This window comes from Bradyrhizobium sp. LA6.8 (genome assembly GCF_040547935.1).
Classification (GTDB): domain Bacteria; phylum Pseudomonadota; class Alphaproteobacteria; order Rhizobiales; family Xanthobacteraceae; genus Bradyrhizobium; species Bradyrhizobium barranii.
In genome coordinates this window covers 688559-712723 of the sequence record NZ_JBEPQQ010000001.1, presented here as the reverse complement: position 1 = coordinate 712723, position 24165 = coordinate 688559, and the positions used below count along the sequence as shown (strand labels likewise).

Sequence of the window (24165 nt, the reverse complement as noted above, 5' to 3'; positions counted from 1 at the left end):
AATGACCTGGAAGAACTTCGTTAGTCCGGTCAAACTCGTGCCGCGACGAAGGATGGCCGCAAGTGCCATCATGTACGGACTTTCATTGGCCGTTCGCTTCACCTCGGCAACCGGCGAGGAAGTGGAGATACCGGCGCAGTCCCTACACAACGCAAGTCCGGTGATGCCCGTCATCGACAGGGATGGCGGCCAGCTTCCGTACGCCGACTGGCGTCCGTACGCCATCGAGCCAATTTTCTTTCGTCACCGCTGGCCGCCGCCGATAGCTTCGATGCCAGGCTGTCCCTCTCCCTGAGAATTCGCAATCTCACTTCACGTCTTCGCGTCATCGGTCTCGACGATCCGCCACGAGAGTGGCGGCGGCGGTGACGCGCCCATGCCCGGAAAGCTCAATCCACAGGAGATCATCAAATGCGACTCGTCATTATCGGCGCCGGCTTTGCCGGCATGTACGCAGCACTTTCTGCCGCGCGCCTGCGGGACATTCAGGGCGCTTCGCCCAAACAACTCGAGATCGCGCTTGTTGCACCGGAGCCGACGCTCGTGGTCCGGCCCCGCCTCTACGAAAGCAAGCCGGAAACCCTGACGGCACCTCTGCAAGACGTATTGAAGGCCATCGACGTCGTCTACGTGCAAGGCAGCGCCGGGACCATTGATACCAAGTCTCGTGTGATCGAGCTCGTCACGGCCAAAGGCACGAAGCAGCCTCTCTCCTACGATCGGCTGGTCGTTGCCACCGGCAGCCGGCTTTTCCGACCGAACATCCCCGGCATCGCCGAACACGCCTTCAGCGTCGACAAGCTCGACGATGCGATTGCGCTCGAGCGGCATCTCCATGATCTGGCGGATCGGCCTGCAAGGAACGGACGCGATACGGTCGTCGTGGCCGGCGGCGGGTTCACCGGTATCGAGACGGCGACGGAGATGCCGGCGCGGCTGCGTGCGGTCCTCGGCAAGAACGCCAAGGCGCGCGTCGTCATCGTTGATCGCAACAGCACGATCGCTCACGATATGGGCGCGGATTCCCGCCCCGTCATTGAGGATGCGCTGCGCAAGCTTGGCGTGGAGACCCGCCTCGGCACCGGTGTCACCTCGCTCGACAAGTCTCGCGTCACGCTTTCCAGCGGCGAACACATCGAAGCGGAGACCGTGATCTGGGCTGCCGGCATGCGCGCCGCTCCTTTGACCGCGCAGATCCCGGCCGAGCGCGACAATCTGGGCCGCCTCCTTGTCGACCGCGACTTGCGCGTCCCTGGTGTCGCCGGCGTCTTCGCCACCGGCGACGCCGCCAAAGCAGCGTGTGATGACGTCGGCAACCACGCGCTGATGTCGTGCCAGCATGCCACGCGAATGGGCGCGTTTGCCGGCAACAATGCTGCTGCCGAACTTTTGGGTGTCGCGACCAGGCCTTATCACCAGAAGGCCTACGCCACATGCCTCGATCTGGGAGAAGCCGGCGCGATCTTCACGCGAGGCTGGGATCGGAAGCTCGAGCTCGTCGGCGACGAGGCGAAGCGGACCAAGCAGCAGATCAATACTGTCTGGATCTATCCGCCCCGAGCGGAACGCGCGGCCGCGCTGGCCTCGGCCGATCCGGAGCACGTCGGCGAGGTCTAGCTGCCTCGCGCGAAACCGGGCCGCGCCGATCGTGCGCGGGCCCGGCCCGATCTCCCCTTACCAATTGGAGCCGACCATGATGAAACACGAGACCGTGCGCGCGAGCGCGTTCGCCATGCCGCTGACCAGCCCGGCTTTCCCGCCCGGCCCCTATCGCTTCATCAATCGCGAATACTTCATCATCCAGTACCGGACAGATCCCGCGGCACTGCGCCGGATCGTTCCTGCACCACTCGAAATCACCGAACCGGTGGTGAACTATGAGTTCATCCGAATGCCGGACTCGACCGGATTCGGCGACTACACCGAAAGTGGGCAGGTCATTCCGGTGTCCTATCAGGGCAAGGCCGGCAGCTTCGTCCACCAGATGTTCCTCAACGATCATCCGCCAATTGCGGGCGGGCGCGAGCTCTGGGGCTTTCCCAAGAAGCTGGCGCAGCCGAAGCTTGAGGTCGAGACCGACACGCTGGTCGGCACCTTGAACTACGGCTCGGTCCGCATCGCGACGGGCACGATGGGCTACAAGCACCGGGCCCTCGACGCCTCGGCCGAAGCAAAAAAGCTCGCCGCACCGAATTTCCTGCTCAAGATCATTCCGCATGTCGACGGCACGCCGCGCATCTGCGAGCTGGTGCGCTTCCATCTCGAAGACATCACCGTGAAGGGCGCCTGGACTGGGCCGGCAGCGCTCGACCTGTACTCGCACGCCCTCGCCCCCGTCGCCGAGCTGCCGGTCCTCCAGGTGCTCTCGGCGAAGCATATCGTCGCCGACCTGACGCTCGGGCTCGGCACCGTGGTCCACGACTATCTGGCCTCGAACGAAATCGTGCGGCGGCGCGGATCCTCCGAAACCCTGGTCGACGCGAATGCCGGCTGATCGACATCATCCGTACCATCGGGAGTCCTCAAAATGCTGAACGTGATGCGCGAGCAAACCAATCCTGTGCCGCAGCGGAGCAATTCGCTGCCCTACGATGTCGTCGCCCTGGTGTTGCAAGGCGGCGGCGCACTCGGCGCCTATCAGGCCGGAGTCTATGAAGGCCTGCACGAGGCCGGCATCCGGCCGAACTGGCTGGCCGGCATCTCGATCGGCGCGCTCAACGCCGCAATCATCGCGGGCTCGCCCGAAGGCGAGCGTGTTGCACGCTTGCGCGAGTTCTGGGAAACCATCTGCGCGTTTTCGATCGAGTGGCCCGCCGGCGAAGGGCTCGCCAACGCCCTGCCGTTTGCGTTCGACATCAACTCGGTACGCAACGCGATGGCGGCGGCGCGGGCCTTGATCCAGGGCCAGCCTGGCTTCTTCAAGCCACGCTTCCCCTCGCCGCTCTGGTCACCGTTCTCGGGCGACTCCGCGACCAGCTTTTACGATACGGCACCCCTGCACCGGACGCTGGAAAGGCTCGTCGATTTCGACCGGCTGAACTCGGGCGACGTGCGCGTCAGCGTCGGCGCGGTCAACGTCCGCACCGGCAACCTGACCTATTTCGACACCGCCGAGCGCCGGCTGGGACCGAAGCACTTCATGGCATCGGGTGCGCTGCCGCCGGGCTTCCCCGCCGTCGAGATCGAAGGCGAGCACTATTGGGATGGCGGCGTGGTTTCGAACACGCCTTTATCTCGCGTGCTGTCCGGCGAGCCGTGTGACACGCTGACGTTCCAGATCGATCTCTGGTCGGCCAAGGGCCACGTTCCCCACGACATGATGGAAGTGTCGAGCCGGCAGAAGGACATCCAGTATTCGAGCCGCACACGCGCCGTGACCGACCAGGTGCTGCGGATGCAGAAAATGCGTCAGGCCTTGCAGCGCACGATCGCGAAATTGCCGGACGCCGCCAGGCACGATCCCGAGATCCGCGCTATCGCGGAGATGGCGCGCCATCGTTGCTACAACATCGTGCACCTGATCTATCAGACCAAGATCCACGAGGGTCATTCGAGGGATTACGAGTTCGGGCTGAGCGCGATGCGCGCTCACTGGCAGAGCGGACTGGACGATATCCGCCGCACGCTGGCCGATCCGCGACGCCTGGACCCGCCGGCTCCCGAGCTCGGCATCGTCACCCACGACGTCCATCGCCGCGACTGAATCTCACCGCCCACCTCGTTTCGGAGAATACCATGTCTTCCATTCCCTATGCTCCCGAGCAGGGTGCCAAAACCAGCCTTCGGCCATCCGGGCGGGCGATCAAGCGGGCCGCCCTCGCCTTGGCACTGGCCCTGAGCGTCGCCGCCGCGGCCGAGTTCGGCCACCACTATCTCACCATCGGCCGCTATCTGGAGACCACGGACGACGCCTACGTGAAGGCGGATTCCACGATCATCTCGCCGAAAGTGTCGGGCTATATCGCGCAGGTCCTGGTCGGCGACAACGAAGCCGTGAAGGCCGGCCAGTTGCTGGCAAAGATCGACGATCGCGATTTCCGCGCCGCGCTCGACCAGGCCGGCGCCGACGTCGCCGCATCCGACGCCGCTGTCCGCAATCTCGATGCACAGCTTGCCCTGCAGCAGCCGATCATCGAGCAAGGCACGGCCGATGTCGCTGCCGCCACGGCCAATCTGAAATTCGCGCAGGAAGAGCAGGTCCGATACGACGGGCTGATGAAGACGGGCTCCGGCACGGTGCAGCGCGCGCAGCAGACCGATGCGGCGCTGCGCGCTGCCGCCGCCCAATTGCAGCACGCCAAGTCGGGCCTGCTCGCGGCCGAGCGCAAGGTCGACGTGCTCTCCACCGAACGCGCCAGGGCAGTCGCGCAGCGCGACCGCGCCCGTGCGGTCGAGCAGCAGGCGGCATTGAACCTTTCCTACACCGGCATCATCGCGCCGGTCGACGGCACCGTCGGTGCGCGCTCACTCCGGGTCGGGCAGTTCGTCCAGGCCGGTACGCAGCTGATGGCCGTCGTTCCGCTCGATGCCGTGTACATCGTCGCCAATTTCAAGGAAACCCAGCTCACCCATGTGCGCAGCGGCCAACCCGTCGAGTTGACGATCGACAGCTTCCGCAGCACCAGGCTGCGCGGCCATGTCGACAGCCTGTCCCCGGCAAGCGGCCTGGAGTTCGCGCTGCTGCCGCCCGACAACGCGACCGGCAACTTCACCAAGATCGTACAGCGCATGCCGGTAAAAATCGTCCTCGACGACCGCAGCCTGAGCGGCCTGCTCCGTCCCGGCATGTCGGCCGAGCCGACCATCAACACCAAATCGGCGGCGATCGCCGAACGCGAAAGCAAGAAGCGCCTTGCATCGCGCCGCCCCGAGCCTCGCAGTTGAATGAACACGCGTCCCTGGCGGTTGTGTCCTCCCGGACAGTCCGTTCAGGCAATGCTTCTCTCGCAAGTGACGAGCAGACAACCATGACCACACTGCAACCGGCCATCGATGCCGTGCCCGCCGGCGAAGGCGAGCGGTCCGTCACCACACCGGCCCCGGCGGTCTCCGCCAAGACCTGGATCGCCATCGCCGGCGCCACGCTCGGCGCCTTCATGGCGGTGCTCAACATCCAGATCGTCAACGCTTCGCTGGCTGACATCCAGGGCGCGATCGGGGCCGGCATCGATGATGGCGGCTGGATCTCGACCTCCTACCTGATTGCCGAGATTGTGGTGATTCCGCTGTCCGGCTGGCTGGCGCAGGCGTTCTCGATCCGCATCTATCTCCTGACCAATGCGACGTTGTTCCTGGTGTTCTCGGCGGCCTGCGCGCTGGCGCAAAACCTGTCGCAGATGATCGTGTTGCGCGCCGTGCAGGGCTTTACCGGTGGCGTGCTGATCCCGATGGCGTTCACGCTCATCATCGCGCTGTTGCCAAAGGCGAAGCAGCCGATCGGGCTGGCGCTGTTTGCGATCTCCGCGACCTTTGCGCCCGCGATCGGGCCGACCATCGGCGGCTATCTCACCGAGAACTGGGGCTGGCAGTACATCTTCTACGTCAACCTGGTGCCGGGCGCGGTCATGATCGGCTTGCTGTTCGTCTCGCTCGAGTCGCAACCGATGAAGCTGTCGCTGCTGCACGAGGGCGATTGGGCCGGGATTGCCACCATGGCGATCGGCCTCGCCGCGCTACAGACCGTGCTCGAGGAAGGCAACAAGGACGACTGGTTCGGCTCGTCGTTCATCGTCAAGCTGTCGATTGTCGCGGCGATCGCGCTGTCGGCCTTCCTGTGGATCGAGCTGGCGGCGAGGAAGCCGCTGCTGAACCTCCGCCTCCTGGCGCGTCGCAATTTCGGTTTCGGTATCCTCGCCAATTTCCTGCTCGGCATCGCGCTCTACGGCTCGGTCTTCATCCTGCCGGTCTATCTATCGCGCATCCAGGGCTACAACGCCGAGCAGATCGGCATGGTGCTGGCGTGGACCGGGCTGCCGCAGCTGTTGCTGATCCCGCTGGTGCCGCAGCTGTTACGGCGCTTCGACGCGCGGCTCATCATCGGTATCGGCTTTGCGCTGTTCGCAGCCTCCAACTTCATGAACATCTCGATGACCAACGACTACGCCACCGACCAGCTCTTCTGGCCGAACGTCGTCCGCGCCTTCGGTCAGGCGCTGGTGTTCGCCCCGCTGTCCGCTGTCGCGACATCGGGCATCGAGGCGGAGAACGCGGGTTCGGCCTCGGGCCTGTTCAACATGATGCGTAACCTCGGCGGCGCCGTCGGCATCGCGCTGCTGCAAACGCTGCTCACCAAGCGCGAGCAATATCACTCCAACGTGCTGACGCAGTCGGTCTCGCTGCTGGAGCAGGCCACACAGGCCAGACTCGAGAAGCTGACGCAGTATTTCATGAGCCACGGCGTGACCGATCGCATCGACGCCGCTCACCGCGCCTATGTCGCGATTGGCAAGATCGTGCAGAAGCAGGCCTTCATCCTGGCTTTCGGCGACATGTTCTACCTGCTCGGTGTCGCGCTGATCGTCGCACTCGCCGCGTCCATGATGCTGAAGAAACCCGGCCAGATCGAGGCCGGCGGCACCCACTAGTCCCCCACCCCACCTGACGTCGAAAGGAACACGCATGTTGAAGGATAAGGTCGCTATCGTCACCGGATCGACCAGCGGTATCGGGCTCGGAATCGCCAGAGAGTTGGCCAGGCTCAGCGTCAACCTCGTGTTGAACGGCTTCGGCGACCCCGGCGAGATCGAAGCCATCCGCAGCGGGATCGAACGCGAGCACGGCGTGCGCGTGGTCTACGACGGCGCCGATATGTCGAAGGGCGATGCCGTGCGCCGATTGATCGCCGCGACAATCGAGACGTTCGGACGCCTCGACATCCTCGTGAACAATGCCGGCATCCAGTTCACCGCGCCGGTGGAAGAATTTCCGTCGGCCAAGTGGCATGCGATCCTGGACATCAATCTGTCGGCCGCGTTTCACGGCATCGCGGCGGCGGTGCCCCAGATGAAGAAGCAGCGCTGGGGCCGGATCGTCAACATCGCCTCCACCCACGGCCTCGTCGCATCGACACACAAGGCCGCCTACGTCGCCGCCAAGCACGGGTTGATCGGCCTGACCAAGGTGGTTGGCCTGGAGACCGCCGGCAGCGGCGTGACCTGCAACGCAGTCTGTCCCGGCTGGGTGCGGACGCCCTTGGTCGAAAAGCAGATCAGCGACATCGCCGCACAGAAGAACATCAGCCAAAAGGACGCCGCCACGACACTCCTGGGCGAGAAACAACCGTCGTCCGAGTTCGTCTCTCCGGAGCAGCTTGGAGGCACCGTGGCCTTCCTGTGCTCGCCCGCGGCGGACCAGATCACGGGCACCGCGATCGCGGTCGATGGCGGATGGACGGCACAGTAGCCGGCGGTCAGTGAGCGGCCCATGCGAACGGCCAGCATCGGAGTAGCCAAAGATGTCCCTGCTCGCCAGAGACCTCCTCATGCTGCAAAGGTCCGCGGATTCAGCGGATGACGCAACGGAGCTGTCGCGCCTGGAGGCGCGACTGCCACCGTTGCTCAGCGTCATCGCCGGAATGGTCGACTTCACCGGCTTCTTCACGCTGGGTCATATCTTCACGGCTCACGTGACCGGCAACATCGTGCTGGCCGCCGTCGTTGCCGTCGATGGCGGCTCGTTTCATTGGGCACAGCTGTTGGCGATTCCCGTTTTCATGTTGACCTTGGCGACCGTCTGGCTGATCGCCCAAGCTTCCGGCCGGCACGGTTCGAGCCTGGCGCGACTGTTGCTTCGGGTTCAGTTCCTCGTGCTGGCCGCGTTGTTGATCTTCAGCGTCATCACAAGGCCGTCTGCCGATGCGGCTGGATCCCGGGCCGGCGCGGCCGCGATGATCGCCGTGTCGGCCATGGCCTGCCAGTACGCGCTCCTTCGCCTCGCTCTGCCGGGCGCGATCTCGACCGCGGTGATGACCGGCAATCTGGCCAATGCCGTCTTGTCGGCGATGGACCTGCTCGCTCCACGCACCCCTCTGCTGCCGCATGATTCAACGCCGCTGGGTCGCTCGCTCCATCGTTTGCTCGGCTTCATCTTCGGCTGTGTCGCCGCCGCGGCGGCTGTTTCAGTGCTGGGAGACTGGGCCTGGTCCCTTCCGGCAGCCTTGTCTGCCGTCGCGGTCGCGGTGCGTTAGCGGGTCTGACTCAATATGCATACCGCAGCCGAAGCGCGGCATGATCGACCATCGACCTGTGGCTTAATCGGCAATCCTGCCATCCACGCACGTAACGCAAGCGCCGCCAACGCTGATCTCGCCGTCTGCCTCGATCGCCAAGGCGATGCGGCCATCGCGCCCGACGCAGCGCCCCTGCGCCGCCGTGTAGCTCGTCCCGGCCTTGAGGAGACCGCGGTCGCGATGGAACACGGCGATGGCACCGTTTCCACTGCCGCATACCGGGTCCTCCTCGACGCCGCATGATGGTGCAAAAGAACGCACCTCGATAGCCGCCTCGCCATCAGCGTGACGGCCAAAAAGCGAGAGCCCGGTCACACCGAGCCGCTTCTCGAAGGCAGCCGAGCGCCGGAAGTCCGGGGTCAGCGCGAGCACACTGTCCGCGTCGGCAAGTTGCGCGACGACCCAGACGGCCCCGACATCCACGATCGCTGGAGCCACCTCGCGAACGACCCGATGCCCGATGACTGCCTCCAATTCGTCGACGTCTGCGGCTGAAAGAGCCGTGACCTTCGCCGGCGGCAACGCAAGCGTCAGACGCCTCTCCGCGCCGTCGCCCTCCACGGCAATCCGCACCAGCCCGACACCGCATTCCTGGACGAGACGACCGCCCGGGGGCATCACGCGGCCTGCCTCCAACACGGCATGGGCGCTGCCGAGCGTCGGATGCCCGGCAAACGGCAGTTCGCTGCGGGGGGTAAAAATGCGCAGGCGGTAGTCCGCCTCGGAACTCGTGGGCGGCAAGAGAAATGTCGTTTCCGACAGGTTCGTCCAGCGGGCAATTGCCTGCATTTCGGCCGTCGCCAGCCCCTCGGCATCAAGGACGACTGCGACGGGGTTTCCCAGGAAGGGTTTGGAGGAGAAAGCGTCGACGACTTTGTAGGCTCTCATGACTCTCGCTCTGCGGTTTGCCATCGCAGTGTTAACGCTTGACCTGCCCCGCTTGTAAAGGGCTCGAGGCTATCGCGCGACAACCGTGACGATGGTTCGGCAGAAATCGAAAATGAACCGGCCATAGAGAGCGCCGGATCCCGGATCTGACGATGCCAGGCGATAGGAGTTACCGAGAGCACGGGCGATCTCCAGCACGCCCGTGACTTCATGCTGCGTCATCGCCAGGTGAATGCCGGCCAGCGGCAGCATCAGGGCCTCAATGCCAACACTGCTCATGACGGCCCAACTTCGGCGCGAGGCAGCGGCAGGAATTGCGCAAGGTAGGCGCTCCTCCATTGATAAGGCGTATCGCCGGCGAAACGCTTGAATACCGTCGTGAAATGCGCCTGAGTCTGGAATCCGACGGTCAAGGCAACGTCGACCAGCGAGACGTCGGCGCGCCTCAGCAGTTCCTGGGCGCGTTCGATCCGCCGCTTCAGCAGAAAGTCGTGAGGCCGCATGCCGACGGCCGCGCGGAACTGCGCGGCAAAGTGCATGCGGCTGAGGCCGGCGACCGCCGCCAGATGCTGCAAGGTGATCTTGCCAGCCAAATTCTCGTCGACATATTGCAGCACGCGCTTGAGGCGCCATTTTTGCAACGACCGCACAGACCGGCACCGCTCGTCGGCCTGATCGGTCTCGTTGCGCGCGACGGCCGTCGGCCGGCTGGCTCTGCGGGTCAGGATGGCAAGACGCAAGGCGTCCGCAAGGATGGCGGAGTGAGGATGATGGGCCGCTTCGGTTGCCGCGAGCGCATCGGAGAGGCTTCGCATCACCGGGTCCGGGAACTCGCCTGCACCGGCCTCCCGATCGGTCTCGACGGAGATGCGCGCGAGGCGTTTCGCCGATACCCTGAAGCTGGGCCCGTCGCCGGCGCATCTCCGCACGCCCGGCGGGGGCGTCTCGATGGCCAGAGCAACATCGAGGTGAACGAGGGACAGCGTCATCGCCTTTTCGCCGGCGCGATCCGGACGTTCCGCAAGCCCGGACTGGCAACCATCGATGGCCGAGACGCCGATCGAGCCGACGACATGATCCTTCGCGCCTAGCGGGTGTGACATCTGTAGCGACATCGTCGAACTCCTTGTCCCATTTTCGATCCGGCGAGACCCAATGGCTCGTCCGAATGTGGGAGCAGAGTAGTTCGGCGGTCCCCGCGCTCCATTCTACGCGCGGGTGCACCGGATAGGTTCTCGGGTTGATCGCGTCATACCTAGGTATGACCGCGGCGTCGCCGGCCGCACGGGCGTCCCGTTCGCCGCGATGGCGGAACTGATCTCGCCCTGCGGTAAGTTGACGCGCTCGCCAATGGTCGGAAACTCACGCAAAACCCCGTTTTTGCCGGGGAATGTGCCTCATCGGCACGCGCGCGGGATCAAACCGCGGCAACGTCTTTCAAGAGAGCACGAAAATCATGTTGCCGCATGTTGTCGGCCCGATCAAATCGCGGCATCAACGTGACCGAAAATGAGCAGAGCGACCACCAGCGACGATGACCAGTCTTGATCGGGCCACGGGTTCATCGATGAGCCGCGCCGGCTTGCGGTTCTGGTCTGCCGTCCTCGCTTTCGCGGTTTTCCTGGTCGATGTGCTGACGCCGCTCGAGGGCGCGGTCGCGGTTCTCTACGTGGTTGCGATCCTGCTCGCGGCGAGGACGCACCGGCTTAACGACATCATCGCCGCCGCTGTCGGCTGCAGCGTCCTGACCATAACCGCCTATCTACTGTCGCACGATCTGGAGGCGATCGCCTCGCCTGCCCTTCGTGCGCTGGTGAGCCTCGCAGCCATCGGAATCACGACCTTGCTGGCGCTCCAGAATCAGGCGGCGACGAAGCGCCTCGCGGCGCAGGCGCGCCTGCTCAATCTCTCGCATGACATGATCTTCGTCAGGGATCGCGGCGGCGTGATCAGTTTCTGGAACAGGGCCGCGGAACAGGCCTACGGCTGGTCGGCCGACGAGGCGGTCGGGCAACTCGCCGACGCGCTGCTGAGAACCAAATATCCCGACCGGCGAGAGGCCATCGAGGCCGGCCTGCTCGACATCGGCCGATGGGAAGGCAGGCTGGAGCAGCGGACGAAGGCCGGCGGCGCACTCACCGTCGATGCAAGATGGGCGCTCCAGCACGACCATCTCGGCAAACCCGTTGGAGTCCTTGAAACCCACACCGACGTCACGGACCGCGTCGCGGCACATAACGCGCTGGTGCAGAGCGAGCAGCGATACCGCCGGATGTTCGACGCAAGCCGGGTCGGCGTCGTCGAGGAGGATTGGAGCGCAGTGCGGACCGCGCTGAATTCGCTGGAGACCGGAGGCGCCACGTTGCGGGACTACCTTGCACGAAATCCTGAATTCGTGCGGCATGCCCGCCAGCTCACCAGAATCTCCGACGTCAATCCGGCCCTCCAGAAGATGGCGGGAGCAAGCGGCTCTGCGGCCTTCATCGCGAACGTGGACAGGCTTCTGGGCGAGAACGACCGCAGTTTCCTCGGCGCGCTGGTCGCATTCGCGGAAGGAGAGCGGTTCCACGAAGGCGAGACCGATCTCGTGAGCCTCGACGGACGCAAGGTTCCCGTCCTGTTTACGATCACCTTTCCGGCTGAGCCCGACGGAGATCGCAACGTGCTCGCCTTCGTCATCGACATCACCGAGCGCAAGCAGGCACAGGATGCGCTGCTCGCGGCGCAGGCGGAGCTGGCGCATGCCGCGCGCGTCGCCACCCTCGGCGAGCTCAGCGCGTCCATTGCCCACGAGGTGAATCAGCCTCTGGCAGCGATCGTCACCAGCGGCGAGGCTGGCTTGCGGTGGCTGCGCCGCGACGTGCCCGATCTCAAGGAGGTTGCGACGACGATCGGTCACGTCGTTGCTCAGGGCCGCCGCGCCAGCGAGATCGTGACCCGGATCCGGACTTTCCTGAAGAAGGCCCCTACCCAGCAGGATCTGCTGCAGATCGACGAGATCATCGAGGAAGCGACCCTCCTGGTCGCGCGCGAGCTCGTCAAGGACGACGTCACCCTCATCGTCAAGACGGAGCATGGCCTGCCGCCGGTTCGTGGCGACCGGGTCCAGCTTCAGCAGGTCCTGGTCAATCTTCTGATCAATGCCGGCCAAGCCATGTCAGGCCGGCCGGGTTCCCGCACCGTCACGCTGCGCGCCGGAACCGTGGACGGTGAAAACCTCGCCATCACGGTCGAGGACAGCGGCCCGGGCATCCAGCCTGACGACCTGCCGCGCCTGTTTGATCCGTTCTTCACCACCAAGGGCGGCGGCATGGGCATGGGACTTGCGATCTGCCGAACGACGGTGGAAGCTCACGGCGGCCGATTGTCCGTGGAGAGCTCTCCGGGCTCGGGCGCGAAATTTCACCTGACACTGCCATTTAGCCAAGAACACGCCTTGCCATGACACGACCAAACCAAGCGCAACCGCCGGCCCAATCCTCCAGTTCAGTCGTCATCATCGTTGATGACGACGCGAGCATTCGTGCCTCGCTCGACAGCCTGTTCCGATCCGTCGGCCTCGAGACACGCCTGTTCGGCTCACCGGCCGAGCTGCTTGGCGGCGTCATGCCCGACAAACCGGCCTGCATCGTGCTGGACGTCCGGCTCCCGGGCGTGAGCGGCCTCGATCTCCAGGGTCAACTGACCCGCCAGGGCATCAGATATCCGATCATCTTCATGACCGGTCATGGGGACATCCCAATGTCGGTGCGCGCCATGAAGGCGGGCGCCGTGGATTTCCTGTCCAAGCCGTTTCGCGATCAGGACATGCTCGACGCCGTGACGGCAGCCCTCGAGCGCGATGCGCAGCGCCGCGCGGAAGCCGCGACGAAGGAAGATATCCGCATCCAGTATGAGAGCCTGACGGCGCGCGAGCGCGAGGTGATGGGCCATGTGACCGCCGGCTTGATGAACAAGCAGGTGGCAGGCCTGATCGGCCTCAGCGAGATCACCGTCAAGATTCACCGCGGCAACGTCATGCGCAAGATGGAGGTCCGGTCGCTGGCCGACCTCGTTCGCAAGGCCGAAGCGCTCGGGATTTCCCAGAACCGAAAGACTACGGACCAAACCTGAGTATAATTCCGGCGGGACTGCCGCACGGTGCATAAGGCCCCATCGGCCGCCCAATGGGAGATATCCTCCCTGCGGAACACAGCGGTCAGGATGTGTGCCAATGGCCAAAACCCCGGTGATTGCGATCGTGGACGACGACGAAGGCGTGCGCGCGTCGCTGGCGAGCCTCGTGCGTTCGCTCGGCTATGAAGCCCACGCCTACGAGTCCGGCGTCGCCTTCCTGCGGGAACCGGCGGGAGAAGATCCGGCCTGCATGATCGCCGACGTTCAGATGCCGGTCATTACCGGCGATGAATTGCAGGCGCGCCTGGTTGCCTCCGGCCGCCATTTCCCGATCATTTTCATGACCGCTTTCCCCAGCGAACCCGTGCGCCAGCGCGTCATGGCAGCCGGCGCGCATTGCTATCTCGGAAAGCCGTCCAGCGGCGACGAGATCATCCGCCGCCTCGAAGAGGCCCTGGCGGGCCACGCGCCGCAATAGTCGGGCCCCGGCTCGGGCAAACTGCGCCTTCCCGGCGTGCGTTCCCGAAAGCAGGTTGATGGACCGAAAATACCGGCCGGCACAGCTCATGCTCCCCTTTGATTTCGCGACGCCGGCAGGCCGCACGCTTTGCCGCGCATGGAGGGAGCATAATTGCCAGGTGACGCCACCAGCGCTGCCGACGACATCCGCCCGCGGGTCTTCGCCGGCTTCCCGGTGAGTTCCTGGGCGTTCGCGCTGCGCGTCCTGCTGGCAATGCTCCTCGCACTCTATGTGAGCTTCTGGCTCGAACTCGAATCCCCCTCGTCGGCAGCCGTCACCGTGGCAATCCTGGCGCTGCCCACGCGCGCGCAGGGCATGGAAAAGGCAGGCTACCGGCTCCTCGCAACCGCCATCGGCGTGATCGCATCGATCGCCATCGCCGGCACCTTTTCCCAAACCGGCGCGCTCCTGCCCGCAGTGTTGGGGATCTGGGTCGGACTTTGCGTCTACGTCGCCGGGATGCTGGACGGCAATCGCGCTTATGCGGCGGCTCTCAGCTGCATCACCGTTGCCCTGATTGCCATTCAGCAGATCGACAGCCCGTTGCAGGTGTTTCCGACCGGCGTCGCCCGGGGCGCCGCCATCGCCATCGGCGTCCTCGCGGTCGCTCTGGTCAACGAGGTGCTCGCCGCGCCGGACTATCATCCGGTTCTGGCGAGCCGCCTCGAAACACTGCATCGCCGGGTCACGGAGTTCGCGCAACGCGCCGTCCGCGGTGAAGCTTCATCCGCGACCGCTGCTGCGGACATGTTGCGCGATGTCGCGGCCCTGCATCCGGAGATCGCGAGCCTCGTCACGGAGTCGATCAGCGGCCCGGCCAGAACCGCAGCCGCACGCTCTGCGATGGTGGGCCTCGTGAGCGAGCTCGCGCTCTCCCGTACGCTTGCCGCGCTGCCGGCCGCATCCGCGACGTCCCGGGACGACCGAAACCCCGACGCCTCCGGCCTGATCGCGATCTGCCGGACCCATCTGCGCGATCAGATCATCCGCAGGAATGCAGACGTGCGCGACAGCCTCGAGGCACTGCGGGCCGGAAACCATCCACTCCGGCAATGGCGCGCGCCGCTTTACCGCTCGCCTCGCATTGCAGCGGCAGCCGGCGTCAGGGCCGCGATCCACTTCATCCTCATTGCAATCATCTTCGTGATGGCGGGATGGCCGACCACCGCGCTCTGCCTCTCGCTTGCCGCAGTGATCATCGGCCTCAGCGCGACGGCTCCGGATCCGCGCGCCTTCACGACACTGGCGGTTTTTGCCATGCCGATCGCATGCCTGCTGGCCGGCGTCCTGAAATACCTCGTCTTCAACGGCGTATCCGAGTTCCAACTGCTGGCGATCGGCCTTGCGCCTCTCGTGATCGGCGCAGCGCTGCTGATCACGCTGCCGAGCGGCGTCCTGCCGCCGCTCGGCCGGCTCTCCCTCGTGTTCACGCTTGTCATTCTCGCACCGAGCAATCCGCAGAGCTACGACCCCGACGTATTCCTTGTGACGTGTCTGTTTGCCCAGCTTTCCTCGGTTCTGGTCTTCGCGGCGCAGCTCCTGCTGCCGTCCTTGTCCGGCGAACGGAGGATCCGGCTGCTGCTGGACGAGGCCCATCGCGAGCTGAGCCGCCTCGATTCCGGGCGAGCCCGGCATCTCGCGCCGGAGGAAGCCGCGTTTCGCGATGCCGCCCGGATCGAGCAGATCCTGACGACGAAGGGCGCCACGGCACCTCCCCCTCGGGTCGTCGCGGAAGCGCTGCGCTGCTTCGACGAGGCCGTGGTGCTGCGACGGTGCCATGCCGAACTGGACCGCCTGGCCGAGACCTCACTCGGCGACGCGGCGCGCGCCGCGCGAGCCGCGCTCACCCTACGGGATGGAGGCGCAATCCTGACTGCCGCCGAGGCGCTGCGCCAGACGGCTGCCCAAGGCAACCTGTCCGTCGAGCCGGTGCTCGCCGCGCTCGTTCCGGCCAGCATCGTCCTCGAACCATGGCGGAGTTTCGCCGGTTCCGGCCAGGGGACGCATCCGTGACGAATACTTATCGTGAACTCGTCGTGGGCGGCGTGCTGATCGCCCCGATCGTGTCCTATGCGGCCACGGCGCTGCTCGCATTCCTGCTGCTCCGCCCGGTGCTGCGCTTCGTGGGTTTTACAAGAATCTTCAGCAACCCGTCGCTGGCCGAGCTCTGCCTCTACGTGTCGATCTTCGGCCTGCTCGCGCTCTTTTGCTAAGGAGACAATCATGGACGCGGCTCTGCCTCGAGATGCGGCCTTTCCGCCCCACCCCGAATCTTCAGCCGAAGCACGGGCGGGCGCAGCCGACGCCGTCGCGTGTTCCAGCCTGACGGAGGCCGCGGCGCGCGCGACCAGCGACCGCGCCGCGAACGATGGCGAAGCTTCCCGGCAGGCGACGCCATTGACGCGGTCGCTGCGCAAGGCCGCCGGGCGTTTCATGGCCGGCGTCGGCAAGCATTTCGCCACTCTTGCCATCGCCCTGGTCGCCATCCTGATATCGGTTGCAACCTGGCAGCACTATGTCACCGCGCCCTGGACGCGCAATGGCAGCGTGCGCGTGCAGGTCGCCAATGTCGCGCCGCAGATCGCAGGCAAAATCGTGGAGCTGCGGGTGGCCGACAACCAGTTCGTCCACAAGGGTGACTTGCTCTACGTCATCGATCCCTTCGACTTCGACGTAGCCGTTCGCATCGGCAAGGCCCTCGTCGACCAGCGGGCGGCGGACCTCGAGGTGAAGCAGGCCGAGTCCGACCGGCGCCGGCGTCTGTCCGACCTCGCGACGACGCCAGAGGAGCAGCAGATCTTCGCCGGCAATGCCTCGCAGGCGAAGGCCGCCTACGCAGCGGCCGCTCACCAGCTTGCACAGGCGGAATTGAACCTGAAGCGCACCAATGTGCTCAGCCCCGTCGACGGCTATGTCACCAATCTCCTGCTACGCGTCGGCGACTATGCGCTGACCGGCGTCACCAACGTCTCCATCATCGATTCCAACAGCTTCTGGATCGACGGTTATTTCGAGGAAACCAAGATGGCGCATGTCTGCGTCGGCGATCGCGTCGAGGCACAGCTCATCGGTTACTCCAAGCCGATCCTGGGACATGTGAAAACCGTGACCCGCGGCATCAGCCCGTCAAACGCCGCGGCGGGCACGCAAGGTCTGCCCAACGTGGACCCGATCTACACCTGGGTGCGGCTTGCACAGCGCATACCGGTTCGTGTCGCCATCGACACGGTGCCGCCGGGCGTGCCGTTGGTCTCCGGCATGACGGCCACGGTGACGATCCGGCAGCCCAATGCGGTCGATCGCCAGACCTGGCCTCATCGGCTCCGCACGACCTTCGTGGACCCAATGTTCGATGTGTTCGGCGCAGGAGATCCGCCGCGCCCCAACTGCCTCCAATCCCCATCCCAGCAGCCTCCCGAGGTGACGGCGCTTCCCTACGCGCGGGTGCCCGCAATTCCGCCGGCGGAGAAGATCGCGCCCGGCCTCACCCCGGGCATCGATGCCTCGCCACGCCTTCCCTGAATCCGGTCAGATCGCCCGACCTGAAGAGAGCTGCATCGCGCCGCAACATCGGAGCTCACAGCGCAGGCCTTTGATTTTTCTTGCTTAATTCGGAGTTTCGCGACGTTCCGACGCACCTGCAGCTTTCGCAAAATCTAACACGATTTCAGCAACGCTAACGGGCCTTGTGGCGGCATCAGACATATCGTTCGAGCGTCAACCAATGGCATTCAGCAGCCGTCACGGCGGCAGCGGAATCCAAAAGACGGGACGAACGATGCTCACCGATATGCAAGCGGCCGGCGCCCGATTGACACATCAACCCGGCGCCCGCGAACCGGATTTCTCTCAGGGGGCACGCGCATTCCCCCACGAACGAAAATGGCGCCAGCCCGAGCAACGCGCAGGCGTCGCGCGCGAGGACATCACGATCTCGCGCTTTACCTATGCCCAGACGGCCGTCAGGCGCGAGGATGCAACGACGCCTCCCGACCGGTATTTCTTCTCGATCGCCCTGAAGAGCACACGTCTCAAGCTGACCAGAGGCAGTCAGACCATTTTCGACGGCGCCATGCCGGCAGGTACGCTCTATGTCGGCGCGCCGTCGAAGCCGCTCCGCGCGCAGTTTCTTGCGCCGTGCGATTTCCTGCACTTCCACATCTCGGCCAATTGCTTTCCATCTCCACAGCAGGGAACGGAGCCGCTCGCGCCCGAATGCCTGAACGATCTCCTTCTGTTGCGCGACCCGTTCGCCGAGCAGCTCGCAAAGGCGCTGACCGAACAAGGCCATTCGGCCGATCGCGAATTTGCGTGCTGCATCGCCCAGACGCTGGTGATGCACGTCGCTCGGCGCGAACCCCCGCGTACGAAAGTCAACGCTTTGCCGAAATGGCGGCTCCGACGCGTCGAGGAGTATGTCAGGGCGCGCTTCGACCACTCCATCAGCCTGTCCGACCTCGCCGGCGTCGCGGGATTGTCCCGGATGCACTTCGCAGCGCAGTTTCGCGCCGCGACTGGATACCGGCCGCGCGAGTATCTCCTGCAACAGCGCATCGAGCATGCAAAATCTCTCCTGTCGAATACCGAGACGCCGCTGGTCGAGGCGGCGCTGGCCGTCGGTTTCTGCACGCAGGCGCATTTCTCGACCGTCTTCAAACGTCTGACAGGCGACACGCCGGCACGTTGGCGATGCACCAGCCGGAACGCATTGGCGTCACCCAGGCTAGCCGAATGCGACCCGGTTCCGTCACGCGAGCCGGTGTCTCATGTCCTGCCGGCGGACCTTCGTGAATCATGCGAAATGAGAAACAGCGTGGGGACGTGAAATACTTTGCACGCCGGATCGGCGACGCTGGCAGTGTTAGTGACTGAGACCCCCAAGTCACGGCTCGAGCCTTCTCCTCCCAGGCATGCGAGCATTGGGCCGTCCTCCCCACAAGGACGGCCCCTTTTTTTGCCTCGCCGCACGTCGATCCGGAGCGCGCCGTCCGTCCGATTCCGGAACGAAGCTGTTACCATTTCAGTCGCTGAGATGCCGCGCAAGCCAGTTACGCACGCCCTGAAGACTCCTGAAATCGTCCAGCGACCGCACCGGAAGGCCGGGCTCGATGCTCGCAACCATCCGGCTCAGTGCATGTCCAGGTCCAAATTCGAGAAATGCCGTGGCACCCGCTTCGAGACAGCTTTGCAGGCAATTTCCCCACTGCACGGTTTGCGAGATCTGCGCGGCGAGCTTGTCGTGGCCCGCCTCGGCGGAGACGACCGAACCGCCATCGATGCCGCTCAGGATGCGCGCACCGGCGGCCGACGGGAACGCCACCGGCGCCGACCGCAAGACTTCGCGAAACACGACCGACGCCTCGGCGAGCCGTCCGGTGTGGGAGGCAACCCGAACCGGCAGATCGACGATCCTTGTGGCGCGCATCGCCCTCGCCTCTCCGGCAATTCCGTTCAATGCCTCCCGGCCACCGCCGATCACGAAGGCATCGCCTGGATTGACGATGGCGATCGCCGCACCGTGGCGCTCGCAAAGGCGCTTAATATCGTCATGTGAAAGACCGCGGACAAAGATCAGCCCGTCACCGGCGCAGGTGGCGGCGTCCATCGCTTCCGCGCGGCGCACTGCGAGGTCGAGCGTGAGGACCGGTTCGAACAGATCTCCCACGCCCCATGCCGCCACCTCACCGACGCTATAGCCTGCGATGATGGCGCCATGTGGAATGATGTCCCCGAGCCCGGCAGCGGCGGCCAGTGCCTGCAACGTGCATAGAATCTGGCCGGACCGGTTGCGATGCAGAGCCTCGTCAGATTCGCTGCGCACGAAATCACGCGGATCCCTGCCGCCCAGCAACGTTGCCGCGTGTGCAAACAGGTGCGTCGCTTCCGGCGCATCGCCCGTCAGGGCGAACATGTCCCGATGCTGTCCGCCTTGTCCCGAGCACAGGATCGCAAGTGTCATGATCGCCGCCTAGTGCGGAAAGAGCACGGCGATCGCGACCGCCATGGTCGCGACGCTGAATCCGGTGCTCGAAATGACCATCGATCCGACCGCTGCCGAGTCCAGCCGGTAGTTGACCGCAAACAGGATGCCGAAAAAGCCGGAAGGCACCGCGGCGAGCAGAATGGCCGTCCTCGCTGTGTCGGGAGCGATTGGAAAGACGTGAGTGATTGCAACGGCTGCGAGCGGCCGAACCACGTCCGCGGCCACGGTTGCGGCCGCGATCTTCCAGTCCAGGCGGAACGACTGTGCCGACAGGATGGCTCCGGTCAGGAACAGCGCGACGCCGGCGGCCGAACTCCCGATCAGCGCGAGGCACGCATGAGCGAGCGCATCGAGGCTCAGATCCGACACCGAAAACAGGATGCCGAACACGGGCGCGAGCACGACCGGCTTGGTGATCGCACGTCCCACCGCCGTCAGCATCTGCCGCGCCGCCATTTCCTCGCCACGGGACCTGGCGGCGTCCATTTCCGCCATGATCAGGGTCACCGGGCTGATGAGGACCGAACCGGTTGCCAATGCGACGGCGACCGGAACGGCGCCCGCCTGTCCCGCGACGGATGTCAGGATTGGAAGACCGACGCCGGCAAGATTTGGAAAGCCAACCGTGAGTGCCTGAATCGACGCATCGGGCCGCGACACCTTGAACAACCTGCGCGCGGCAAGATACCAGGCGGCATAGAGCAACGACATCGTTATGCCGAGCACCAGAAAGAGCGGAACCTGCTCGATCATCTCGCTGCGCGACGCCGAGGCGGTCGCGGCGAACAACGACGCCGGCACGGCGAAATCCATCACGAGTGCGTTGAGAGCATCGACATGAAGATTGTCGACGACATGAAACCTTCCGGCGGCGTATCCAAGCAGCAAGACAAAGAACACCGGCACCAGCGCCATCAGGATTGCATTGGACATCATGGCCCCGGCGCGTCGTGGGCATCGACGAAGAGCGACATCGCAAGCAGGTCAGCCGAGCCACCGGGACTGAGACGACGGGCGACGAAGCTTTCATGGATCCATCGCGCGCTGACGCGCCAGCCGGGAGCGCGCACGCCGCCGGTGTCGATGAAGCGACGTGCCGCGCGACGCGCAAAACGAAGCCCCTCGAGCCCGCCACGATGCAGCAGATTCGTGTCTTCCACGGACGCAATCAGGGCAAAGCACGCTTCGACCCGAGCCGCTTCCGCATCCTCGGGCGTGGCAGGCATTGTTCTCCGCAGGGCCGGCAAGCCGATCCGGTAGACGCTGGGAAACCCGCTCGCCGCCTCGATACGGGCTCCGCCCGCGCGAAAGCGGCGGCGAGCAGCGCTGCCATGGCTGTGCAGCAACACCGGACCGTCGAGTACGCTGGCGCCCCAGAGGCGTGCCACGACGTCGCCGAGCGGAAGTGCCGGATCGACCAGCCCGCCGGCCCTCGCACCGGCCGCCGCGCACAACAGGCCAAGACCGAAGATCGCGCCCCGATGCGTATTGACGCCCGCGGTCGCCTCGAGCATCGCCCGTTCGGCCTCCAGGCCGATGACCCGCAGCACTCCCATGCCGCAGCCGAGCGCGCCCGCTTCGGCAAGACTTTGAAGATAAGGCCTGATGGCCGCAGCGCTGCGACGAAACGTGCCGGCATCCATGTCGACGTGACTACCATTGTCGACATGGCTCACGAGCCCCGGCTTGGGCCAGGTTTCCAGCTCCATGGCAAGGCAATCGGCAGCGAAGCCGCCGATGGCCCAGATACCGGACGGCATCTGCCCCCGGCTGGCAACAAGCGGTTCGATGCTTCGCGCGGCCGCTGTGATCATGATCCCATCGCTCCCGAAATGAATCGATCCCTGTCGAGCAGAGCCACGCACCCGATGGTCTTGACCAGAAGCTGGTCCGTGCCGGCATGGAATTCGCGCCAGTTGACCGCTGCACCATCCGCGCGCATCAATTCACCATCGAGCCGCATCGGCGCATCGGTCTCGATCGCAGCCACGTCGGCGGCGAGACGATCCAGATCGGTTTCGCGGGGGAACGCGAACAGGACATCGAGGTCGGAACGAGCGGTCACGTAATCGAGCCCGGTCAGCGATTGCCATGCGAGGCTGCCGAACACGCGCACGTCCACCGAATGACGAAGCGCGAGCCCGTCGAGCCGATCGAGCGTCGGCCACCAGTTGTGCGGCGCCGAGGCGCGCACCTGCCGCAGCGCGGGCGGCCTCGCGACCGAGGTGACGTGGTCGATATCCGCGAGAAACGACAGCCGCTTCTTGCCGGCGGAGGGCGGCAACGGCAGGCCGAGCGCAAGGCCGGTCGCTTCGCAAGGGAGAGCGCGCCGCCTGATCGTCGGCCATCCCATTTCGGACCAGCGCGAAACCAGCGGGTCGGTTGCGAGATCGCCGCGGATCCCGATCATCGCGCGCCACCCCTGCGGGCTGACAAAGACGAGGTCGTGGCGACCGACCGGCGGTTCAGCGGGTTTGCAGGGCAAGGTCACGAACGCGCTCCGCGATATCGGCGGCCTTCGGCCGGCCACCGCGCTCCTTGCCGAGCGCATCTCTTCGATCCCGCGCAGCCGGCATGTCGGCGAGCAGCGCCTCCAGCTGGTCTGCGAGTGAGGTGGCGTCGCTCCATGTCATATGAACGGCACCCATCTGCTCGAGATTGGAGAGCCCCGGCGCGAACACCGGCGTCGATTTGGCTTTCTCCTCAAGAGCGGTCATCGACAGCTTGGTGACCTTCGCCATCGACGGCAGATCCATCACCGCGGGAGAGGCACCGGGCAATCCGACCAGCACGCGCGTCGCAAGGCCCGTCGCAAGCAGGGCCCCCGCCGCCGAGTGGCCGTAGAGAAGACCGATCGTGGGGCGACCGTGCATGTCCGCGTGAATCAACACTTTCGCCAGATGCGCGAGGAATTCGTTGAGCCCGAGCAGCTCGTCACGCTTGCTCATGCGCTGGCTGTCGCTGTCGACGAGCACCAGGATCGGTCCGCTCCCCCGGTCGATCGACTCCAGGACATGCGCGGAAAGCCTGATCGCCTCGTCGACGCCGAGCGCAGTCCGATCCGCAACACCAATCACGAGTATCCTGCCGCCGGACCGCAGCGTCGCCGCGCCGGCAAGGACGCCATTATCGTTCGTGACCTCATGGCCGTCAGGAAACAGCGAGGCGAGAATGTCATCGAGCGTCACGGCTGCTCCTCCCGATCCTGCTAGCGAGCGCAATGAACTGGTCGGCCGGCAATTCCGGCACCGTTTCCGCATGCGCAACACCTTCCACGGTCCAGATATCGACGGCGTCCTGGCAAGCGCCGAAGCGGCGCAACCTGTCGGCCAGACGCTCCTGCTCCGCCCTGAGCCGGTCGAGGCCGAAGGGGCCAATCAACCCGATCAGCTCGAGTGCGGCCTCGCGAAAATCCTGCACGGTGTCATCGGCGAAGACGTCGGCTGCGCCGAGCAGCCGCCGGTGCTTGCCGCCCATGGTGCGCCAGACCAGGGCACGGTCACGGGAGTCGAACTCCTCGACGCCGCGATTGGTCTCGATCACCTCGGGGCCCGAAACCGCGATCCGTCCCGCCTCCGACACGGCGAGCGCGGAGCAACAGCCTGCGATCAGACCGCCGCCGCCATAGCAGCCGGAGCGCCCGCCGATCAAGCCGATGACCTTCACGCCAGCACTGCGCGCCTCCATCACCGCGCGCATGATCTCGGCGATGGCGAGCTCACCGGCATTGGCCTCCTGCAGCCGGACGCCGCCGGTATCGAGCAGGATCAGAACAGGGATCGATCCGATCTCGCGCGCCGCGCGGAGCAGACCCAGCAGTTTGGCGCCGTGCACCTCGCCGAAGGCGCCGCCCATGAAACGTCCTTCCTGCGCGGCGACGAAGACCGGCGCGCCGCCGAGCCGGCCATGGCCGACGACGATGCCGTCATCGAACTGCTCGGGAAGGCCGAATATCTCCAGATGTGGACTGACTTCGCGCTGTTCCGGCCCGATGAACTCGACCAGGCTGCCGGCATCAAGCAGCAGATCAAGCCTCGTCCGCGCCGATGCCTCGTTGAAGCTTGTGCTGCGGGCCCGTTCGGCCGGGGCGATGTGCGGGAGCGGCGCGGTCATTGCTCGCTCCCCGCGATCAATCGCACCGCCTGCGCCAGCCGAAGCGAGACCGTGTCGGGACGCGCGCCGCCGTCATTGATGGAGAATTTCAGCCCGCCGGGCGAATAGCGCTCGACGAAATCGCCAATGACGGCGCTCCAGACTTCGCCGAAGCCCATCGCCGCGGTTTTGATCTCGATCGCGCATTCCGCATCCGGCAGGACGCGCTCCACCAGCACTTCCAGATTGCCCGAGGCGACCACGCCCACAATCGCGCTCTGCCTGATACCGCCCGCACGCTCGCGAACCGGGTGATGAAAGCTGAGATCTTCCATGGCC

General features: G+C 65.3%; 25 protein-coding genes. 15 read left to right on the top strand and 10 right to left on the bottom strand.

What is annotated here, in order from left to right; translation table 11 throughout:
- The first annotated feature begins 1 nt into the window (after position 1).
- The 8 genes from ABIA90_RS02960 to ABIA90_RS02925 all read left to right on the top strand — a co-directional run bounded on the left by ABIA90_RS02960 (position 2) and on the right by ABIA90_RS02925 (position 8185).
- Positions 2–295: a hypothetical protein gene (locus tag ABIA90_RS02960; RefSeq protein WP_354117224.1), complete on the top strand. Its 294-nt coding sequence runs from the start codon at positions 2–4 to the stop codon at positions 293–295.
- Positions 296–411: 116 nt separating this feature from the next.
- Positions 412–1617, top strand: a complete 1206-nt coding sequence (locus ABIA90_RS02955) for an NAD(P)/FAD-dependent oxidoreductase (protein ID WP_354117223.1) — start codon at positions 412–414, stop codon at positions 1615–1617.
- A gap of 79 nt (positions 1618–1696) precedes the next feature.
- Positions 1697–2494 carry an acetoacetate decarboxylase gene (locus ABIA90_RS02950; protein ID WP_354117619.1) on the top strand — a complete coding sequence of 266 codons (798 nt, stop codon included), beginning with the start codon at positions 1697–1699 and terminating at the stop codon, positions 2492–2494.
- 33 nt (positions 2495–2527) lie between these two features.
- A complete protein-coding gene (locus ABIA90_RS02945; protein ID WP_354117222.1) occupies positions 2528–3703 on the top strand; it encodes a DUF3734 domain-containing protein in 1176 nt (391 codons plus the stop codon).
- A gap of 32 nt (positions 3704–3735) precedes the next feature.
- A complete protein-coding gene (locus ABIA90_RS02940) occupies positions 3736–4884 on the top strand; it encodes an HlyD family secretion protein (protein WP_354117221.1) in 1149 nt (382 codons plus the stop codon).
- Positions 4885–4967: 83 nt separating this feature from the next.
- Positions 4968–6584: an MDR family MFS transporter gene (locus ABIA90_RS02935; protein WP_354117220.1), complete on the top strand. Its 1617-nt coding sequence runs from the start codon at positions 4968–4970 to the stop codon at positions 6582–6584.
- 34 nt (positions 6585–6618) lie between these two features.
- Positions 6619–7401: a 3-hydroxybutyrate dehydrogenase gene (locus ABIA90_RS02930; RefSeq protein WP_354117219.1), complete on the top strand. Its 783-nt coding sequence runs from the start codon at positions 6619–6621 to the stop codon at positions 7399–7401.
- A gap of 52 nt (positions 7402–7453) precedes the next feature.
- Positions 7454–8185: a YoaK family protein gene (locus tag ABIA90_RS02925; protein ID WP_084795221.1), complete on the top strand. Its 732-nt coding sequence runs from the start codon at positions 7454–7456 to the stop codon at positions 8183–8185.
- A 63-nt stretch (positions 8186–8248) separates the two neighbouring features.
- On the opposite strand, the gene ABIA90_RS02920 is transcribed toward ABIA90_RS02925, so the two are convergent.
- From ABIA90_RS02920 to ABIA90_RS02910, 3 genes are all read right to left on the bottom strand, one after another.
- The gene (locus tag ABIA90_RS02920; RefSeq protein ID WP_354117218.1) at positions 8249–9115 is read right to left on the bottom strand and encodes a PhzF family phenazine biosynthesis protein; all 867 of its coding nucleotides are present in this window, start codon (positions 9113–9115) and stop codon (positions 8249–8251) included.
- Between the two features lie 69 nt (positions 9116–9184).
- Complete coding sequence (locus ABIA90_RS02915) at positions 9185–9367, bottom strand: hypothetical protein (protein ID WP_223153619.1); 183 nt, start codon at positions 9365–9367, stop codon at positions 9185–9187.
- A 23-nt stretch (positions 9368–9390) separates the two neighbouring features.
- On the bottom strand, positions 9391–10230 hold the full coding sequence (locus ABIA90_RS02910; protein ID WP_354117217.1) for an AraC family transcriptional regulator: 840 nt from the start codon (positions 10228–10230) through the stop codon (positions 9391–9393).
- Between the two features lie 452 nt (positions 10231–10682).
- Between ABIA90_RS02910 and ABIA90_RS02905 the strand changes: the two genes are divergently transcribed.
- The 7 genes from ABIA90_RS02905 (at position 10683) to ABIA90_RS02875 (ending at position 18576) form a co-directional block, all read left to right on the top strand.
- Positions 10683–12560 (top strand): PAS domain-containing sensor histidine kinase, encoded by a 1878-nt coding sequence (locus tag ABIA90_RS02905; RefSeq protein ID WP_354117216.1) that lies wholly within the window; start codon positions 10683–10685, stop codon positions 12558–12560.
- The gene (locus tag ABIA90_RS02900; RefSeq protein WP_354117215.1) at positions 12557–13228 is read left to right on the top strand and encodes a response regulator transcription factor; all 672 of its coding nucleotides are present in this window, start codon (positions 12557–12559) and stop codon (positions 13226–13228) included. Before ABIA90_RS02905 ends, ABIA90_RS02900 begins: the two co-directional genes overlap by 4 nt.
- Positions 13229–13328: 100 nt before the next feature.
- Positions 13329–13709, top strand: coding sequence for a response regulator transcription factor (locus ABIA90_RS02895; protein ID WP_038955794.1), 381 nt, complete (start codon positions 13329–13331; stop codon positions 13707–13709).
- Positions 13710–13862: 153 nt separating this feature from the next.
- The gene (locus tag ABIA90_RS02890; protein WP_354117214.1) at positions 13863–15764 is read left to right on the top strand and encodes an FUSC family protein; all 1902 of its coding nucleotides are present in this window, start codon (positions 13863–13865) and stop codon (positions 15762–15764) included.
- The gene (locus tag ABIA90_RS02885) at positions 15761–15964 is read left to right on the top strand and encodes a DUF1656 domain-containing protein (RefSeq protein WP_028155834.1); all 204 of its coding nucleotides are present in this window, start codon (positions 15761–15763) and stop codon (positions 15962–15964) included. Before ABIA90_RS02890 ends, ABIA90_RS02885 begins: the two co-directional genes overlap by 4 nt.
- Positions 15965–15974: 10 nt before the next feature.
- Entirely contained in the window at positions 15975–17273 is a 1299-nt protein-coding gene (locus ABIA90_RS02880; protein ID WP_354117213.1) for an HlyD family secretion protein, read from the top strand.
- Between the two features lie 256 nt (positions 17274–17529).
- Entirely contained in the window at positions 17530–18576 is a 1047-nt protein-coding gene (locus ABIA90_RS02875; RefSeq protein ID WP_063986513.1) for a helix-turn-helix domain-containing protein, read from the top strand.
- 195 nt (positions 18577–18771) lie between these two features.
- On the opposite strand, the gene ABIA90_RS02870 is transcribed toward ABIA90_RS02875, so the two are convergent.
- The 7 genes from ABIA90_RS02870 to mdcC are packed head-to-tail and all read right to left on the bottom strand — an operon-like array spanning position 18772 to position 24161.
- Positions 18772–19710, bottom strand: a complete 939-nt coding sequence (locus ABIA90_RS02870; protein ID WP_071915303.1) for an ACP S-malonyltransferase — start codon at positions 19708–19710, stop codon at positions 18772–18774.
- A gap of 9 nt (positions 19711–19719) precedes the next feature.
- The gene (locus ABIA90_RS02865; protein ID WP_354117212.1) at positions 19720–20670 is read right to left on the bottom strand and encodes an AEC family transporter; all 951 of its coding nucleotides are present in this window, start codon (positions 20668–20670) and stop codon (positions 19720–19722) included.
- The gene (gene mdcB, locus ABIA90_RS02860) at positions 20667–21548 is read right to left on the bottom strand and encodes a triphosphoribosyl-dephospho-CoA synthase MdcB (protein ID WP_354117211.1); all 882 of its coding nucleotides are present in this window, start codon (positions 21546–21548) and stop codon (positions 20667–20669) included. Before mdcB ends, ABIA90_RS02865 begins: the two co-directional genes overlap by 4 nt.
- Entirely contained in the window at positions 21545–22225 is a 681-nt protein-coding gene (mdcG, locus tag ABIA90_RS02855; protein ID WP_354117210.1) for a malonate decarboxylase holo-[acyl-carrier-protein] synthase, read from the bottom strand. Before mdcG ends, mdcB begins: the two co-directional genes overlap by 4 nt.
- Entirely contained in the window at positions 22200–22922 is a 723-nt protein-coding gene (gene mdcE / locus ABIA90_RS02850; protein WP_354117209.1) for a biotin-independent malonate decarboxylase subunit gamma, read from the bottom strand. Before mdcE ends, mdcG begins: the two co-directional genes overlap by 26 nt.
- Positions 22909–23847 (bottom strand): biotin-independent malonate decarboxylase subunit beta, encoded by a 939-nt coding sequence (locus tag ABIA90_RS02845; protein ID WP_354117208.1) that lies wholly within the window; start codon positions 23845–23847, stop codon positions 22909–22911. The genes mdcE and ABIA90_RS02845 overlap by 14 nt, the downstream gene beginning before the upstream one ends.
- Positions 23844–24161 (bottom strand): malonate decarboxylase acyl carrier protein, encoded by a 318-nt coding sequence (mdcC, locus tag ABIA90_RS02840; protein ID WP_354117207.1) that lies wholly within the window; start codon positions 24159–24161, stop codon positions 23844–23846. The genes ABIA90_RS02845 and mdcC overlap by 4 nt, the downstream gene beginning before the upstream one ends.
- Positions 24162–24165: the final 4 nt, after the last annotated feature.